Source organism: Pseudomonas sp. LB3P31 (assembly GCF_054897945.1).
Genome location: NZ_CM142710.1, coordinates 2,009,142 through 2,023,726, shown reverse-complemented (window position 1 = coordinate 2,023,726; position 14,585 = coordinate 2,009,142). Strand labels below are relative to the sequence as shown.

Sequence of the window (14,585 nt, the reverse complement as noted above, 5' to 3'; positions counted from 1 at the left end):
CTCGCGATGACGATGAAACATTCAACATTGATGTGACAGGCAGACCGCCATCGCGAGCAGGCTCACTCCTACAGGGTGAACGCGGTTCTCTGTAGGAGCTGTCGAGTGAAACGAGGCTGCGATCTCTATCTTACGGCCCAACAAAAAGCCCACCTGAAAGGTGGGCTTCGACATTGCTACAGCGCTATCAGAACAACTTCAATTTCGGTGCTTCTTCCTTCACCGGCTCATTCTGCGCGGTCTGCGCATTCCAGCCACCGCCCAGTGCCTTGTACAGGTTCACTGCGCTGACCAGCTGCGCCAGACGGTCAGTGATCAGTACCTGCTGGGCACTGAACAACTGACGTTGGGCATCGAGGAAGGTCAGGTTGCTGTCGACACCAATGCGATAACGACGCTCGGCCAGACGGTAGTAGTCCTGGTTGGCGGTGACGAAATCACGCTGGGCCTGCAGCTGCTGGGTGTAGGTCTGGCGGGCGGCCAGGCCGTCGGCGACTTCCTGGAAGGCCGTTTGAATGGACTTCTCGTAGTTTGCCACGCCAATGTCTTTCTGGATTTTCGAGTAATCCAGGCTGGCACGCAGGCTGCCGGCGTTGAAGATCGGCAGGTTGATCTGCGGCTGGAACAACCAGGTGCCCGAGCCGCCCTTGAACAGGCCGGACAGATCGGGGCTCAGGGAGCCAGCATTGGCGGTCAGGCTAATGCTCGGGAAGAACGCAGCCCGGGCAGCGCCGATGTTGGCGTTGGCGGCCTTGAGGTTGCGCTCGGCCTGGAGGATGTCCGGACGACGTTGCAGCAGGTCCGACGGCAAGCCCGGCGGCACATCGCTCAGCAGGTCGTCAGCCAGCGGCCGGGTCGGCTGCAGGTTGGCTGGAAGACCAGTGCCGAGCAGCAGCACCAGGCTGTTTTCATCCTGGGCGACCTGGCGGGTGTACTTGGCCAGTTGCGCCCGGGCGTTTTCCACCGAGGTGCGCGACTGCGCCAGGTCCAGTGCCGAGGCTACGCCCACTTCGGCGCTGCGCGAGGTGAGCTTGAAGCTCTCCTCGAACGCCCCGAGTGTGTCCTGGGTCAGCTTCAGCAGTTCCTTGTCAGCCTGCCAGGTCAGATAGGCATTGGCGACGTTGGCCACCAGGCTGATCTGTGTGCTGCGCCGACCTTCTTCAGTGGCGAAGTACTGCTGCAGGGCTTCCTCGCTCAGGCTGCGAACCCGACCGAACAGGTCGAGTTCGTAGGCGCTGATGCCGACGGTGGCCGAGTAGGAACTGGTGATCCCTGCCTCGCCGGTTTGCGAAGCGTTGGCCGGAACGCGCTGGCGGCTGCCAGTGCCATTGGCCGACACCGCCGGGAACAGGTCCGCACGCTGGATGCGGTACTGCGCGGCGAATGCGTCGATGTTCAACGCAGCGACCCGCAGGTCACGGTTGTTTTCCAACGCCACCTGGATCAGCTGTTGCAGGACCGGGTCATGGAAAAACTGTTTCCAGCCCTGTTCAGCGGCGGCCTGACCTGGCGCCTGGGCCGGCGAATACGCCGGGCCTTGCGGGTACTGGCTCGCCACCGGGGCTTCTGGCTGCTGATAATCAGGTATCAGCGAGCAGCCACCGAGAACAAACGCGGCGACCGCCAGGGAGAGTAGCGACTTGCTCATTGGCCAGCCTCTTTAGAAGTTTCAATAGCGTCATCCTGATCGGTTTTCTTGCGCTGACCAATGGAGGACACGGTAACGAAAAACAGTGGGACCCAGAAGATTGCCAGGACCGTGGCCGTGATCATACCGCCAATAACGCCGGTACCGATCGCATGTTGGCTACCCGAACCTGCACCCGTGGAAATCGCCAGCGGCACTACGCCGAGGACGAAGGCCAGCGAGGTCATGATGATCGGACGCAAGCGCATGCGGCAAGCTTCGATCGCTGCATCGCGCAGGCTCTTGCCCTGCTCATGCAGCTCCTTGGCAAATTCGACGATCAGGATGGCGTTTTTCGCCGCCAGACCGATGGTCGTCAACAGTCCCACCTGGAAGTAAACGTCGTTGGACAGGCCGCGCAGACTCGTGGCCAGCAATGCCCCGATGATCCCCAGGGGCACCACCAGCATCACCGCGATCGGAATCGACCAGCTTTCATATAGCGCCGCCAGACACAGGAACACCATCAGCAGCGACAACGCGTACAACGCTGGCGCCTGGGAGCCGGATAGACGTTCTTCGTACGACAGGCCGGTCCAGGAAATACCGACACCCGCCGGCAGTTTCTTCGCCAGGGCTTCGACTTCCGCCATGGCTTCACCGGTGGAGTAGCCAGGCGCCGGGGCACCGAGGATCTCCATGGCTTCCACGCCGTTGTAGCGCGAGAGCTTAGGCGGACCGTAGATCCACTCGCCCTTGGCGAAGGCCGAGAACGGCACCATGGTTCCTTCGGCGTTGCGCACGTACCATTTCTTGATGTCTTCCGGGCTCATCCGCGAGCCTGGCTGGCCTTGCACGTACACCTTCTTCACCCGACCGCGGTCGATGAAGTCGTTGACGTAGCTACTGCCCAACGCAATCGACAGGGTGCTGTTGATGTCGGAAAGGGTGATGCCCAGGGCACTGGCTTTCTCGTCATCAATTTCCAGCTGGTACTGCGGCTCGTCGTTCAGGCCGTTTGGACGCACCTGCGTCAGCACCTTGCTTTGCGCTGCCATGCCGAGGAACTGGTTGCGCGCTTCCATCAGTTTTTCGTGACCGATACCGGCACGGTCCTGGAGGAATACGTCGAAGCCAGTGGCGTTACCCAATTCCAGTACCGCTGGTGGCGCGAAGGCGAACACCATGGCATCTCGGAACGAGAAGAAGTGCTGTTGGGCTCTGCTGGCCAGGTTAAACACGCTGTTATCGGCGTTACGCTGGTCCCAGGGTTTGAGCATGATAAATGCCATGCCCGAACTCTGGCCGCGACCGGCGAAATTGAAGCCGTTTACGGTAAATACCGAGGCCACTGCATCGCCTTCACCGCCGTCCTTGGTCGGACGCAGCAGGAACTCGCGCATCTCGTCGATCACCACCTGGGTGCGCTCGGCACTGGAGCCGGCCGGGGTCTGCACCTGGGCAAACAATACGCCCTGGTCTTCTTCCGGCAGGAATGCCGTTGGAATGCGGGTGAACAGCCAGATCATGCCGACCACGATGATCACGTAGGCCAACAGGTACGGAGCCTTGTGCGTGAGCATGTTGCCGACGCCGCGCTCGTAGCTGCGCACGCCGCGGTCGAAACTGCGGTTGAACCAGCCGAAGAAGCCGCGTTTCGGGGTGCCGTGCTCGCCTTTCGGAATCGCCTTGAGCATGGTCGCGCAAAGCGCCGGGGTAAAGATCAGGGCAACCAGTACCGACAGGGCCATGGCCGAAACGATGGTGATCGAGAACTGCTTGTAAATCACGCCAGTGGAACCGCTGAAGAACGCCATCGGCAGCAGTACCGCCGAGAGCACCAGGGCGATACCGACCAGGGCACCCTGGATCTGCCCCATGGATTTCTTGGTGGCCTCCTTGGGTGACAGACCTTCTTCGCTCATCACCCGTTCGACGTTTTCCACCACGACGATGGCATCGTCCACCAGCAAGCCGATGGCCAGCACCATGCCGAACATGGTCAGGGTGTTGATGCTGAAACCGAACGCCGCGAGGATCCCGAAGGTACCGAGCAGTACCACCGGCACGGTCATCGTGGTGATGACGGTGGCGCGGAAGTTCTGCAGGAACAGGAACATCACCAGGAACACCAGTACGATCGCTTCGACCAGGGTTTCAACCACACCCTTGATCGACTCGGTCACCACCGGGGTGGTGTCGTACGGGAACACCACTTCCATGCCTTCCGGGAAGAATGGCTTGAGGGTGTCGATGGTGTTGCGCAGGGCTTTGGCGGTGTCGAGGGCGTTGGCACCGTTGGCCAGTTTCACTGCAAGACCGGAAGCCGGTGCGCCGTTGAACTGGGCATTGATGCTGTAGTTCTCGCCACCCAGGCCAACGTCGGCGACGTCGGACAGGCGTACTTGCGAACCGTCCTTGTTGACCTTGAGCAGGATCTTGTTGAACTGCTCGGCGGTCTGCAGGCGGGTCTTGCCAATGATGGTCGCGTTCAGTTGCTGGCCGGGCGCTGCAGGCAGGCCGCCCAGTTGACCGGAGGACACCTGGATGTTCTGTGCGGCGATGGCTGCCTTGACGTCTACCGGAGTCAGGCTGAAGTTGTTCAGCTTGGCCGGGTCGAGCCAGACGCGCATCGCGTATTGCGAACCGAAGACCTGGAAGTCACCGACACCGGCGGTCCGCGAGATCGGGTCTTGCATGTTCGACACGATGTAGTTGGACAGGTCGTCCTTGGTCATGCTGCCGTCACGCGACACCACGCCGATCACCAGCAGGAAGTTTTTCACTGCCTTGGTTACGCGGATCCCCTGTTGCTGCACTTCTTGGGGCAGCAGCGGGGTGGCCAGGTTCAGCTTGTTCTGCACCTGGACTTGCGCGGTATCAGAGTTGGTACCCTGCTCGAAGGTCGCGGTAATGGTCATGCTGCCGTCGGAGTTACTTTCCGAAGAGACATAACGCAGGTTATCGATACCGTTGAGCTGTTGCTCGATCACCTGGACCACAGTGTCCTGAACCGTTTGTGCCGAAGCGCCCGGGTAGCTCACGGAGATCGCAATGGCCGGTGGCGCAATGCTCGGGTACTGGTTGATCGGGAGTTTGAGGATCGATAGAGCCCCGACCAGCATGATCACCAAGGCAATTACCCAGGCGAAAATCGGACGGTCGATAAAAAATTTCGACATGGGTTACTCCCCTTTGCCGCTGGAAGCCTTATCAGCTGCCTGTGCGGGGGCCGGGTTCTTGGAGCCTATGTTAGTCGCTTCACTGACTTTCACTTCGACGCCAGGTTTGACGTATTGCAGCCCTTCGGTGATCAGGCGATCGCCGGCTTTGAGGCCGTCTTCGATCAGCCACTGGCTGCCCACGGTGCGACTGGCCTTGAGCTGGCGCAACTCGACCTTGTTGTCCGGACCGACGACCAGTGCGGTCGGCGAGCCTTTGAGGTCGCGGGTCACGCCCTGTTGCGGGGCCAGGATCGCCGCGCTGTTCACGCCGGCCTGCAGCTGGGCGTGCACGAACATGCCTGGCAGCAAGGTGTGATCAGGGTTCGGGAATACGGCGCGCAAGGTTACGGAACCGGTGGTCTGGTCAACCGAGACTTCGGAGAACTCCAGCTTGCCGTCAAGCTTGTACTGGCTGCCGTCTTCCAGGGTCAGCTTGACCGCAGCGGCGGTGTCACCGGCCTTTTGCAGGCGGCCGCTTTCCAGTTCGCGGCGCAATTCAAGCAGCTCCACGGACGACTGGGTCACGTCGACATAGATCGGATCGAGTTGCTGGATGACGGCCATGGCGTCGGTCTGGCCGCTGGTCACCAAAGCGCCTTCGGTTACGTTGGAGCGCCCGATGCGACCGGTGATGGGCGCGTAGACTTTGGTGTAGCGCACGTTGATCTGGGCGGTTTGCAAGGTTGCTTCCGACTGCAGGCGATTGGCCAGGGCCGTGTCGTACTCCTGGCGGCTGACGGCCTGTTCCTTGACCAGCAGCTTGTAGCGATCGGAGATCGACTTGGTCTGCTGCAGGTTGGCCTCGGCGCTTTTCAGCGTGGCTTCATAAACGGCTGGATCGATCTGGTACAGCTGCTGGCCGGCCTTGACGTCGCCGCCTTCCTTGAACAGGCGCTTGAGAATGATGCCATTGACCTGCGGGCGAACCTCGGCAATGCGGAACGCACTGGTGCGGCCCGGAAGCTCGGAAGTCAGGGTAAAGGACTGGGCTTGCAGTGTGACTACGCCGACCTGAGGGGGTGGGGCGGCCTGTGCCGTCTCTTCCTTTTTGCATCCGCTTAGCAGCGATGCCAGGGCGACGGCAGTGACCAGAGCGGTAACAGCTGGCTTGAATTGCATGAAAATCCTCGGGTCAGGCGCGCCAATGGCGCACCGGAAAGGGTGGAAAGTAAAAAATCAGCGCTGAGTGGATATGTAGCTTGCTAAGGAATATACTTACATTCATGGTTGTTTGTAAATACCTTGGCTGTGTACCCTCGCTTTTGCAGAGACCGCCGCAAGGTTTGAATTGTAGGCCCGGGGACGAACCCCAAGAACGTTCGCCCCGCTTTTATTCAGCTGATATTCAGACATCGCTGAAGCACCCTGATTGAGGTTGTACTGCCATGGTCCGTCGTACCAAAGAGGAAGCTCAGGAAACCCGCGCCCAAATACTCGAAGCGGCAGAAAAAGCCTTTTACGAGCGGGGCGTGGCGCGCACGACCCTGGCCGACATTGCGACCCTGGCCGGCGTCACTCGCGGTGCCATCTATTGGCATTTCAGCAACAAGGCCGATGTGGTGCAGGCGATGCTCGACACCTTGCAGGAGCCACTGGATGAAATGGCCAAGGCGAGCGAAAGCGCAGAGGAACTCGACCCCCTGGGCTGCATGCGCAAGCTGCTGATTCATTTGTTTCATCAGATTGCCCTGGACCCGAAAACCCGGCGCCTCAATGAGATCCTGTTTCACAAGTGCGAATTCACCGATGAAATGTGCGACCTGCGCCAGCAGCGCCAGACCGCCAGCCTCGACTGCAACGTGCGGATCGGCCTCGCTTTGCGTAATGCCGTGAACCGTGGGCAATTGCCGGAAAACCTCGACACGGAGCGCGCCGCCATCAGCCTGCATGCCTACATCGACGGCATCCTGTATCAGTGGCTGCTGGCTCCGGACAGCTTTGAACTGCACACCGAAGCGGAGCGATGGACCGACACAGGCTTGGACATGCTGCGCTACAGCCCGAGCCTGCGCAATTGATACAAAATGCGTAATTGGATCCTTGCGTGTCAATAGACGCTGGCGAAGATCACCTCTTTACCGCTTTACCGCTTTACCCGCGTTTTTGCAGCGGGTGGCTTTTATATACGCACGGGCTTGGGGATGACAGGCCGGGAGCGGCGTATTTTGTAGGAAATTTGTGTCGGACTTGTGAGCAAGCGCGTTCACGCCGATCCGTAGGAGCTGCCGAAGGCTGCGATCTTTTGATTCTGGCGTTCTGCCGGAAAATCAAGATCAAAAGATCGCAGCCTTCGGCAGCTCCTACAGTGAGCGGTGTCAATCCAAAGATTTGTTTCACAAAAAAGCCCCAACTCTTTCGAGTCGGGGCTTTTGCATTTCATTGGCGCTGAATTACATCACCGGGTAGTCGATGTAACCCACCGGCCCCTTGGCATAAAACAGTTCAGGGCGTGCTTCGTTCAACGGCGCATCAGCCTTCAAGCGAGCCGGCAGGTCCGGGTTGGCAATGAATGGCACGCCGAAAGCCACCGCATCAGCCTTGCCGGCAGCCAGCCAGGCGTTGGCGCTGTCCTTGGTGAAGCGTTCGTTGGCGATGTACGGGCCGCCGAAGGCTTCTTTCAGTTGTGGGCCCAGGCTGTCGGTGCCTTCTTTCTCCCGGGAGCAGATGAACGCGATGCCGCGCTTGCCCAGCTCCCGAGCGACGTAGGTGAAGGTTTCGGCCAGGTTGTCGTCGCCCATGTCGTGGGAGTCGGCGCGAGGTGCCAGATGCACACCTACGCGGCCTGCGCCCCAGACTTCGATGGCGGCATCGGTCACTTCCAGCAACAGGCGCGCACGGTTTTCCAGGGAGCCACCGTAGTTGTCGGTGCGCTGGTTGGTGCTGCTTTGCAGGAACTGGTCGAGCAGGTAACCGTTGGCACCGTGGATTTCCACTCCGTCGAAACCGGCGGCCTTGGCATTTTCAGCACCGGTGCGGTAGGCGTCGACGATGTCGGCGATCTCTGCGGTTTCCAGGGCACGCGGCGTCGGGTAGTCGGCGAGTGGGCGCACCAGGCTGACGTGGCCTTTTGGCTGGATGGCGCTTGGAGCCACCGGTGCTTCACCGTTCAGGTACGACTCGTGGGAGATCCGGCCGACGTGCCACAGTTGCAGGAAGATCTTGCCGCCCGCGCCGTGGATCGCCTTGGTCACATTGCTCCAGCCGCGGACCTGGTCGTTGGACCAGATGCCCGGGGTGTCCGGGTAGCCGACGCCCATCGGCGTGACCGAAGTGGCCTCGCTGAGGATCAGGCCGGCCGAAGCGCGTTGCACGTAGTACTCGGCCATCAGCGCATTCGGCACCCGACCTTCGTCGGCGCGGCAGCGGGTCAGGGGGGCCATGATGATGCGGTTGGCGAGTTCGACGTCGCCCAGTTTGATCGGATCGAAAATAGTCGTCATGAAATAAAGGCCTCGTGGGAGATTAATGGGTAGCAGGGGCCAGCTCGGCGTCGCCGCTCTGACGGAAAGTAATCAGCGTGACCAGCAGGGCGAGCACCGCCAGTGCGGCAGCCGCCAGGGGCACGCTGGTCAGGCCGAAGCCGTGGGCGATGACGCTGCCACCGACCCAGGCGCCCAGCGCATTGCCGACGTTGAACGCGCCGATGTTCAGGGTCGACACCAGGTTCGGCGCCGCCTTGCCAAAGCTCACTACGTTGATCTGCAGTGCTGGCACGGCAGCGAACGATGCGGTGGCCCAGAGAAACAGGGTGATTTCGGTCGGGATCAGCGCGACGCTGGTCCAGGTCAGTACGGTCGAGATCACCGCCATTGAGATGAAAACGCCGATCAGGGTCGCCGCCAGGCGCTTGTCTGCCAGCTTGCCGCCGATGATGTTGCCCACGGTCAGGCCCAGGCCGATCAGCAGCAGGGTCCAGGTCACGCCCTTGGGCGAGACGCCGGTGACGTCGCCAAGCAGCGGCGCAACGTAGGTGAACAGGGTGAACATCGACGCAGCGAACAGTGCGGTCATGCTCAGGGACAGCCAGATGCCGGCCCCTTTGAGCGCTCGCAGTTCGGCGCGCATGTCGAGTTTTTCTTCATCGCGCTTGGCCGGAAGGAAGCGAATCAGCCCGATCAGCGCGATCACGCCAATCACGGTCACCGCCCAGAAGGTCGAGCGCCAGCCGGCTTCCTGGCCGAGCGCAGTGCCCAGTGGCACCCCGAGCACGTTGGCCAGGGTCAGGCCGGTGAACATCAGGGCCACGGCGGAGGCCCGCTTGTTCGCCGGAACCAGGCCTGCCGCCACTACTGAGCCAATGCCGAAGAAGGCACCGTGGCACAGCGCGGTCACTACCCGGGCGAACATCAGCACGTTGTAGTCACTGGCCAGCGCACAGAGCAGGTTGCCGATGATAAAGATGACCATCAACGCTACGAGGGCGGCCTTGCGTGGCAGTCTGGCGGTGGCCAGTGCCATGAATGGCGCACCGATGGCCACGCCCAGGGCGTAGCCGGTCACCAGCCAGCCGGCGCCAGGAATCGACACCCCGAGGTCGGCCGCCACATCAGGCAGCAGGCCCATGATGACGAACTCGGTGGTGCCGATGGCGAAGGCGCTCAAGGCCAGGATGAGGAGCGAGAGGGGCATGTGGATTCCTTTGAAAGGGTCAGAGCTCTTTACTGAAAGTGCTGAGGAATTCCTGGATGGTTTCCTCGTTGCGTTTGAAAAAGTGCCATTGGCCAACCTTGCGGCTGCTGATCAGGCCAGCGCGCTGCAGGGTGGCAAGGTGTGCCGAGACCGTGGACTGCGAGAGGCCGCAGCGTTGATCGATCTGTCCGGCGCACACCCCGTGTTCGTTGCTGTGGGACTGGTCGGGAAATTCAACGGTCGGGTCTTTTAGCCAGTGCAGGATTTCTCGCCGTACTGGGTGTGCCAGGGCTTTTATTATTTCGTCGAGATTGATAGACATGGTGTGGGCTCGTGATTAATAAAACGTTATATCGCGATGAGGCGAACTTTAAATCGTAATTTCGCGATATACAAATATGAATTTGGCCTGACGACCGCATAATTCGCTATATCGGGTTATAACGATACGTTGACTTTAACGATTCGAGTGCGCAGTGCTAAGCTGCGCGACATGAATTATCTCGCACATCTGCACCTCGGTGGCCAGCGCCCCGGTCAATTGCTCGGCAGCCTGTATGGCGATTTCGTCAAAGGGCGGCTGCAAGGGCAATTTGCTCCGGAGGTCGAAGCGGCCATCCAGCTGCATCGCAGCATTGATGTCTTCACCGACCGGCATCCGTTGGTGGACATCTCGTTGTCGCGGTTTTCCCTGACTCGCCGGCGTTATGCCGGGATTGTCGTCGATGTGTTTTTTGATCACTGCCTGGCGCGGGACTGGACGCTCTATGCCGAGGGGCCGCTGCAGTTGTTTACGGCTGATGTGTACCACGTGCTGGCTGGCGAGCAGCAATTGCCGGAGCGCCTGGCGCGGATCGCGCCGCATATGGTGGCCAACGACTGGTTGGGTTCTTACCAGGAGTTTGAGGTGCTGGAGCAGGTGCTGCGGGGGATTTCGCGTCGGCTGACCCGGCCTGAAGAGCTGGCTGCCGCGATGCAGGAATTGCGGGCGTTGTATGAGCCGTTGAGCGAGGATTTCCGGTTGTTCTATCCGCAGTTGCAGGATTTCGCCCGGAACCGCCAGGTAACTTGATATCCCTGCAACATACAACCTCTGTGGGAGCCCCTTTGTAGGAGTGAGCCTGCTCGCGATGGCGATCTTCATTCAACATCATTGTTGAATTTGAAGCAGCCATCGCGAGCAGGCTCGCTCCTACAGGGAATAGGTGTTCCTGCAGTGGATCAGGCGGCGATCGCGGGGCGCATTGGCGTTGGCTGCTTTTGCGGAATTTCTCCAAACAACACCTTCTGCACCGCCTGCTGCGCGTCAAACGCCAGCGCCGCGCGCTCGCGGCCTTCGCAGGCGATCGGCTTGAGCAGGTGAATTTCCACATCGCCGCGATCATTGCCAAACAGACGCATCAGGTGCGAGAGCAGATCGTCATCGCCAATGAATGGCGCGAGCGAATCCAGTTCACCTTCACGCAGATAACGGATCGCCACCGGTTGTAGCTTGGCTTGGGAATCAATCGCCGCCGACAGCAGACGCCCGTGGAAGGTGCGCAGCGCGCGGCCATCGGTGGTGGTGCCCTCCGGGAACATCAGCAGTGGATGCGCTTGCTGCAGATGACGGGTCATCTGCTTGCGGATCAGTTGGCTGTCGCCCGAGCCACGACGAATGAACAGGCTTCCAGCCTTGGCCGCGAGCCAGCCCGCTACCGGCCAGGTGCGCACCTCGGCCTTGGACAGGAACGACATGGGCGTGAGCATGCCCAGTAGTGGAATGTCAGTCCAGGACACATGGTTGCTGACCCAGAGCATTGGTTGTTGCGGCAGCTCGCCGTGGACTGTCACGCGAAAGGGCAGGGCATTGGCCAGACGCGCCATGAAAAAACGCGACCAGCGCTGACGGCGAACCATCGAGTGCGCAATGCCCAACCGCTCGAACAGGCCGAACATACCGGCCATGCTCAGCCCCAGCGTGACCACCACCAGCACTCGCGCGATCCGCGCGTAAACTCGCAGCCGGCTCATCACATGGCCGCCTTGAAGTGCTTGGCGTATCGCGGGCAGAGTTCGTCGCGCTTGAGCAGGATGAACACGTCGGCGACCTGGAAATCTTCATCCCAGCACGGCTCGCCGCAGATCTTAGCGCCCAGGCGCATGTAGGCCTTGAGCAGCGGCGGCATTTCGGCGATGACATTGGACGGAATGGCCAGGGCCGGCAGCGGTTTTTTCGGCTCGGCGCGCAGGTGTTCGGTGCACAGGTAGCGTTCGCGCAGGCGCTGCATGATTGCGTGGGCCTGGATGCCGCCATCCTGCATCGGGATGCTCGCGCAGCCCATCAGGTAGCTGTAGCCGCCCTGGTTCAGCACTTCGGCCAGCTCGCCCCAGAGCACGGCGATGGTGCCACCGTTGCGATACGCCGGGTCGACGCAGGTGCGGCCGATTTCCAGGATCGGACCCTGCAGATGGACCAGGCCGTGCAAGCTGAATTCTTCTTCGCTGTAGAATTTCCCCAGGCTGCTCGCGGCCTGGTGATCGAGCAGGCGGGTGGTCGCCACCAGACGCCCGGTGTTCAGGTCACGCACGCCGATGTGGGCGCAATGAACGTCGTAGTCGTCCATGTCCAGACCGCGCTCGGCGCCTTTCAACTTGGCGTTGAATTCTCCACTGAACACGTTGAAGCGCAAAGCCTGGGCTTCCTGCAACGCGTTTGCGCCGATCAGGCGTTCGGCTTGCAGGCGGCGTTCACTGCCGGTGTCGCGGATGCGGGCGATCTGAGTCATGGCGAATCTCCGTGCGGGCTGGTCACCCGTCTTGGGTGGCAGTCGATCGACTTTCTTTATGCAGCCGTGTTGTGCAAAGTCAGGCTATGTAGCGCCGGTGTCATCGCCATGAAGCTTTGGTGATGCTTGTATGACAGCCCTTGGGGTACATATCCGTTATTGCGGTAACGGCTTCTATAAGTTCCGCCTTTCTAGCACTCCCCCCCCTGTAGGAGCTGCCGAGTGAAACGAGGCTGCGATCTTTTGATCTTGCCTTGTGTACATATCCGTTATTGCGGTAACGGCTTCCAATGGTTGCGCTTTTACAGCGGGTCACTTGGAGATGGCTGCGCGCCCCGGCCCCAAGTAACCAAGCGCTTTTTGCCCCACCACTTGGCACCTCGCTAAGGCTCGGTGTGCCCTCACTCCGGCATTGCTCCGCGGGCCGCTGCGACGGGCCATCCATGGCCCAACGCAGCTAAACCGGCATCCTTGCCGGTTTACCCGCTCCGCAATACCTACGTTCGGCCAGCGTGGTTAACGGGGCGTCCGCAATCTACGACCTCGCCGTGGCGGCCTTCGGGCCGACCAAGGCATCACGCCGGCGCGCTGCGCTGCTGTGATCGTGCACACCCTCCAAACTGACGCCGTCCCCTGTGGGAGCGGGCTTGCCCGCGAAAGCGGTGTGTCAGTCGAAATTGATGGTGGCTGACACAGCGCATTCGCGAGCAAGCCCGCTCCCACAGGGAATTGATGGTGCGCAAAAATCCCTGACGCGCTGCAGATACTGGTCTGACTCAAAAACTGTCATTAACTACGACTAGGCTCACCAGGTTCAATCCACCGAGCCCCCGCCATGTTCAAAGGCTTGCCCCTGTGGTTAATGCTCATGCTCAGCTTCACCACCTACGCCGAAAATTGGCCTGCCGAACACTGGTCTCGCGGCCCGACTCTCTCCGGTCCTGCGCTCCACGCCCTGGAGACCTACGCCTTTCCTCCCAGAGATGACACCACCCGAACCGGCATCCGCACCGACGCCCTGCTGGTGATCCGCGACGGTCAAGTGGTCTATGAACGCTACGCCGCGCCGACCACCGCCGACACCCCGCACCTGACCTGGTCGATCAGTAAAAGCCTAATGGCCACGGTGCTCGGAGTGGCTTACGGCGAAGGCCTGTTCAAGCTTCAGGACCCTGCGCTGAAATTCTATCCGGCGCTGAAACAACACCCGGACCTGACCCTCGCCGATCTGCTGCACTGGGCCTCCGGTCTCGACTGGCAGGAAGACTACGAATACGCGCCGCTGAAGTCGTCGGTGGTGGCGATGCTGTACACCCGCGGCCATTCCGACATGGCGGCGTTCACCGCCAGCCATGTCGCCTACGCCGAGCCAGGTCAGGCTTTTCGGTATTCGAGTGGCGACAGCAATCTGCTGTCTGCCGCGCTGAAAAACATCGTCGGGCCAGTGCGTTATGCGGACTATCCGTGGACTGCACTGTTCGAGCCGCTGGGTATTCGTCATGCGACCTGGGAGGCCGATGCCAGCGGTACATTTGTCGCTTCCTCCTACGCTTACCTCACTGCCCGCGACCTGGCGCGCGTCGGCCTGTTAATGGCCCGCGACGGGCGCTGGGGGGAGCGCCAGTTGGTGCCCAAGGAGTGGGTAGCTTTCAATCTCGAGCCCTTCAAGCACTACAAGGCCCATCAGGACGCCACGGTGCCGGGCGGCCATTGGTGGCTCAATCGCGCTGCCGACGGCGCCGCCCAACCCTGGCCCGATGCGCCCGCCGATACCTTCGCGGCACTTGGGCATTGGGGGCAGGCCCTGTACGTGATCCCCAGCGAGAACCTGGTGATCGTGCGTTACGGCGATGATCGCGATGGCAGCTACAGCCACAACGCACTGCTCCAACTTATACGCCAGGCAGTCGCCGGGCAGGTGCAGCCATGACCCGCCGCAGTGTTATCCGTCGCCGTCCGCTAAGCATATTGGGGTTGATTGTGCTGCTCGCCTTGTCAGGTTGGATCTGGCAGGAGCGGGTAGCGCTGTGGGCGTTCCCGGACATCATCAGCGGCTACACCGCCAAGGAGTATTGTTCATGCCGGTACGTGATGAACAACCCCGCCGACTACTGCCACAGCTATGTGAAACAGTGGCTGCCCACCAGCGGTTTTACCGATGACCCGCTCGGCAAACGCATCACCGTCAGCGGCATGGGCCGAAGCAGCAGCGCGCAGTGGATCGGCGAACGCCAGGGCTGTCGCCTGACTCCCTGAATGCTGCGATCCCTGCAGCGGCCCGCGAACCCTGTAGGAGTGAGCCTGCTCGCGATTGCGATCTTGCAGCCAATGACATTG

Annotated in this window: 12 protein-coding genes; 4 read left to right on the top strand and 8 right to left on the bottom strand. The window is 60.9% G+C overall.

All coding sequences use genetic code 11. The features are described 5' to 3' along the window. Positions 1-187 precede the first annotated feature (187 nt). The 3 genes from emhC to ACYZTK_RS09215 are packed head-to-tail and all read right to left on the bottom strand — an operon-like array spanning position 188 to position 5,970. On the bottom strand, positions 188-1,648 hold the full coding sequence (gene emhC, locus ACYZTK_RS09225) for an efflux RND transporter outer membrane subunit EmhC (RefSeq protein ID WP_462014153.1): 1,461 nt from the start codon (positions 1,646-1,648) through the stop codon (positions 188-190). Continuing rightward, positions 1,645-4,809 (bottom strand): efflux RND transporter permease subunit EmhB, encoded by a 3,165-nt coding sequence (gene emhB / locus ACYZTK_RS09220; RefSeq protein WP_462014152.1) that lies wholly within the window; start codon positions 4,807-4,809, stop codon positions 1,645-1,647. Before emhB ends, emhC begins: the two co-directional genes overlap by 4 nt. 3 nt (positions 4,810-4,812) lie before the next feature. Next, a complete protein-coding gene (locus ACYZTK_RS09215; RefSeq protein ID WP_462014151.1) occupies positions 4,813-5,970 on the bottom strand; it encodes an efflux RND transporter periplasmic adaptor subunit in 1,158 nt (385 codons plus the stop codon). 266 nt (positions 5,971-6,236) lie between these two features. Here ACYZTK_RS09215 and emhR point away from each other — a divergent pair, with 266 nt between their 5' ends. Beyond that, positions 6,237-6,869, top strand: coding sequence for an efflux system transcriptional repressor EmhR (emhR, locus tag ACYZTK_RS09210; RefSeq protein WP_462014150.1), 633 nt, complete (start codon positions 6,237-6,239; stop codon positions 6,867-6,869). Between the two features lie 372 nt (positions 6,870-7,241). Here emhR and ACYZTK_RS09205 read toward each other — a convergent pair whose 3' ends face one another. The 3 genes from ACYZTK_RS09205 to ACYZTK_RS09195 are packed head-to-tail and all read right to left on the bottom strand — an operon-like array spanning position 7,242 to position 9,802. Next, a complete protein-coding gene (locus ACYZTK_RS09205; protein WP_462014149.1) occupies positions 7,242-8,291 on the bottom strand; it encodes an alkene reductase in 1,050 nt (349 codons plus the stop codon). 22 nt (positions 8,292-8,313) lie between these two features. Then, positions 8,314-9,480, bottom strand: a complete 1,167-nt coding sequence (locus ACYZTK_RS09200; protein ID WP_462014148.1) for an MFS transporter — start codon at positions 9,478-9,480, stop codon at positions 8,314-8,316. 19 nt (positions 9,481-9,499) lie between these two features. Next, complete coding sequence (locus ACYZTK_RS09195; RefSeq protein WP_462014147.1) at positions 9,500-9,802, bottom strand: ArsR/SmtB family transcription factor; 303 nt, start codon at positions 9,800-9,802, stop codon at positions 9,500-9,502. Positions 9,803-9,973: 171 nt separating this feature from the next. Between ACYZTK_RS09195 and ACYZTK_RS09190 the strand changes: the two genes are divergently transcribed. Continuing rightward, positions 9,974-10,552, top strand: coding sequence for an acyl carrier protein phosphodiesterase (locus tag ACYZTK_RS09190; protein ID WP_462014146.1), 579 nt, complete (start codon positions 9,974-9,976; stop codon positions 10,550-10,552). A 149-nt stretch (positions 10,553-10,701) separates the two neighbouring features. Here ACYZTK_RS09190 and ACYZTK_RS09185 read toward each other — a convergent pair whose 3' ends face one another. Together ACYZTK_RS09185 and olsB are read right to left on the bottom strand one after the other, a co-directional pair. Continuing rightward, the gene (locus tag ACYZTK_RS09185; protein ID WP_462014145.1) at positions 10,702-11,493 is read right to left on the bottom strand and encodes a lysophospholipid acyltransferase family protein; all 792 of its coding nucleotides are present in this window, start codon (positions 11,491-11,493) and stop codon (positions 10,702-10,704) included. Further along, positions 11,493-12,248, bottom strand: a complete 756-nt coding sequence (olsB, locus tag ACYZTK_RS09180; RefSeq protein WP_462014144.1) for an L-ornithine N(alpha)-acyltransferase — start codon at positions 12,246-12,248, stop codon at positions 11,493-11,495. Before olsB ends, ACYZTK_RS09185 begins: the two co-directional genes overlap by 1 nt. Positions 12,249-13,083: 835 nt before the next feature. Between olsB and ACYZTK_RS09175 the strand changes: the two genes are divergently transcribed. Next, positions 13,084-14,178, top strand: a complete 1,095-nt coding sequence (locus ACYZTK_RS09175; RefSeq protein ID WP_462014143.1) for a serine hydrolase domain-containing protein — start codon at positions 13,084-13,086, stop codon at positions 14,176-14,178. Continuing rightward, positions 14,175-14,504, top strand: coding sequence for an amidase (locus ACYZTK_RS09170; protein ID WP_462014142.1), 330 nt, complete (start codon positions 14,175-14,177; stop codon positions 14,502-14,504). Before ACYZTK_RS09175 ends, ACYZTK_RS09170 begins: the two co-directional genes overlap by 4 nt. Positions 14,505-14,585: the final 81 nt, after the last annotated feature.

Bases quoted from the DNA above. Each gene is read 5' to 3' on its own strand.
- emhC (WP_462014153.1), bottom strand. From the start codon at position 1,648: ATGAGCAAGTCGCTACTCTCCCTGGCGGTCGCCGCGTTTGTTCTCGGT.
- emhB (WP_462014152.1), bottom strand. From the start codon at position 4,809: ATGTCGAAATTTTTTATCGACCGTCCGATTTTCGCCTGGGTAATTGCC.
- ACYZTK_RS09215 (WP_462014151.1), bottom strand. From the start codon at position 5,970: ATGCAATTCAAGCCAGCTGTTACCGCTCTGGTCACTGCCGTCGCCCTG.
- emhR (WP_462014150.1), top strand. From the start codon at position 6,237: ATGGTCCGTCGTACCAAAGAGGAAGCTCAGGAAACCCGCGCCCAAATA.
- ACYZTK_RS09205 (WP_462014149.1), bottom strand. From the start codon at position 8,291: ATGACGACTATTTTCGATCCGATCAAACTGGGCGACGTCGAACTCGCC.
- ACYZTK_RS09200 (WP_462014148.1), bottom strand. From the start codon at position 9,480: ATGCCCCTCTCGCTCCTCATCCTGGCCTTGAGCGCCTTCGCCATCGGC.
- ACYZTK_RS09195 (WP_462014147.1), bottom strand. From the start codon at position 9,802: ATGTCTATCAATCTCGACGAAATAATAAAAGCCCTGGCACACCCAGTA.
- ACYZTK_RS09190 (WP_462014146.1), top strand. From the start codon at position 9,974: ATGAATTATCTCGCACATCTGCACCTCGGTGGCCAGCGCCCCGGTCAA.
- ACYZTK_RS09185 (WP_462014145.1), bottom strand. From the start codon at position 11,493: ATGAGCCGGCTGCGAGTTTACGCGCGGATCGCGCGAGTGCTGGTGGTG.
- olsB (WP_462014144.1), bottom strand. From the start codon at position 12,248: ATGACTCAGATCGCCCGCATCCGCGACACCGGCAGTGAACGCCGCCTG.
- ACYZTK_RS09175 (WP_462014143.1), top strand. From the start codon at position 13,084: ATGTTCAAAGGCTTGCCCCTGTGGTTAATGCTCATGCTCAGCTTCACC.
- ACYZTK_RS09170 (WP_462014142.1), top strand. From the start codon at position 14,175: ATGACCCGCCGCAGTGTTATCCGTCGCCGTCCGCTAAGCATATTGGGG.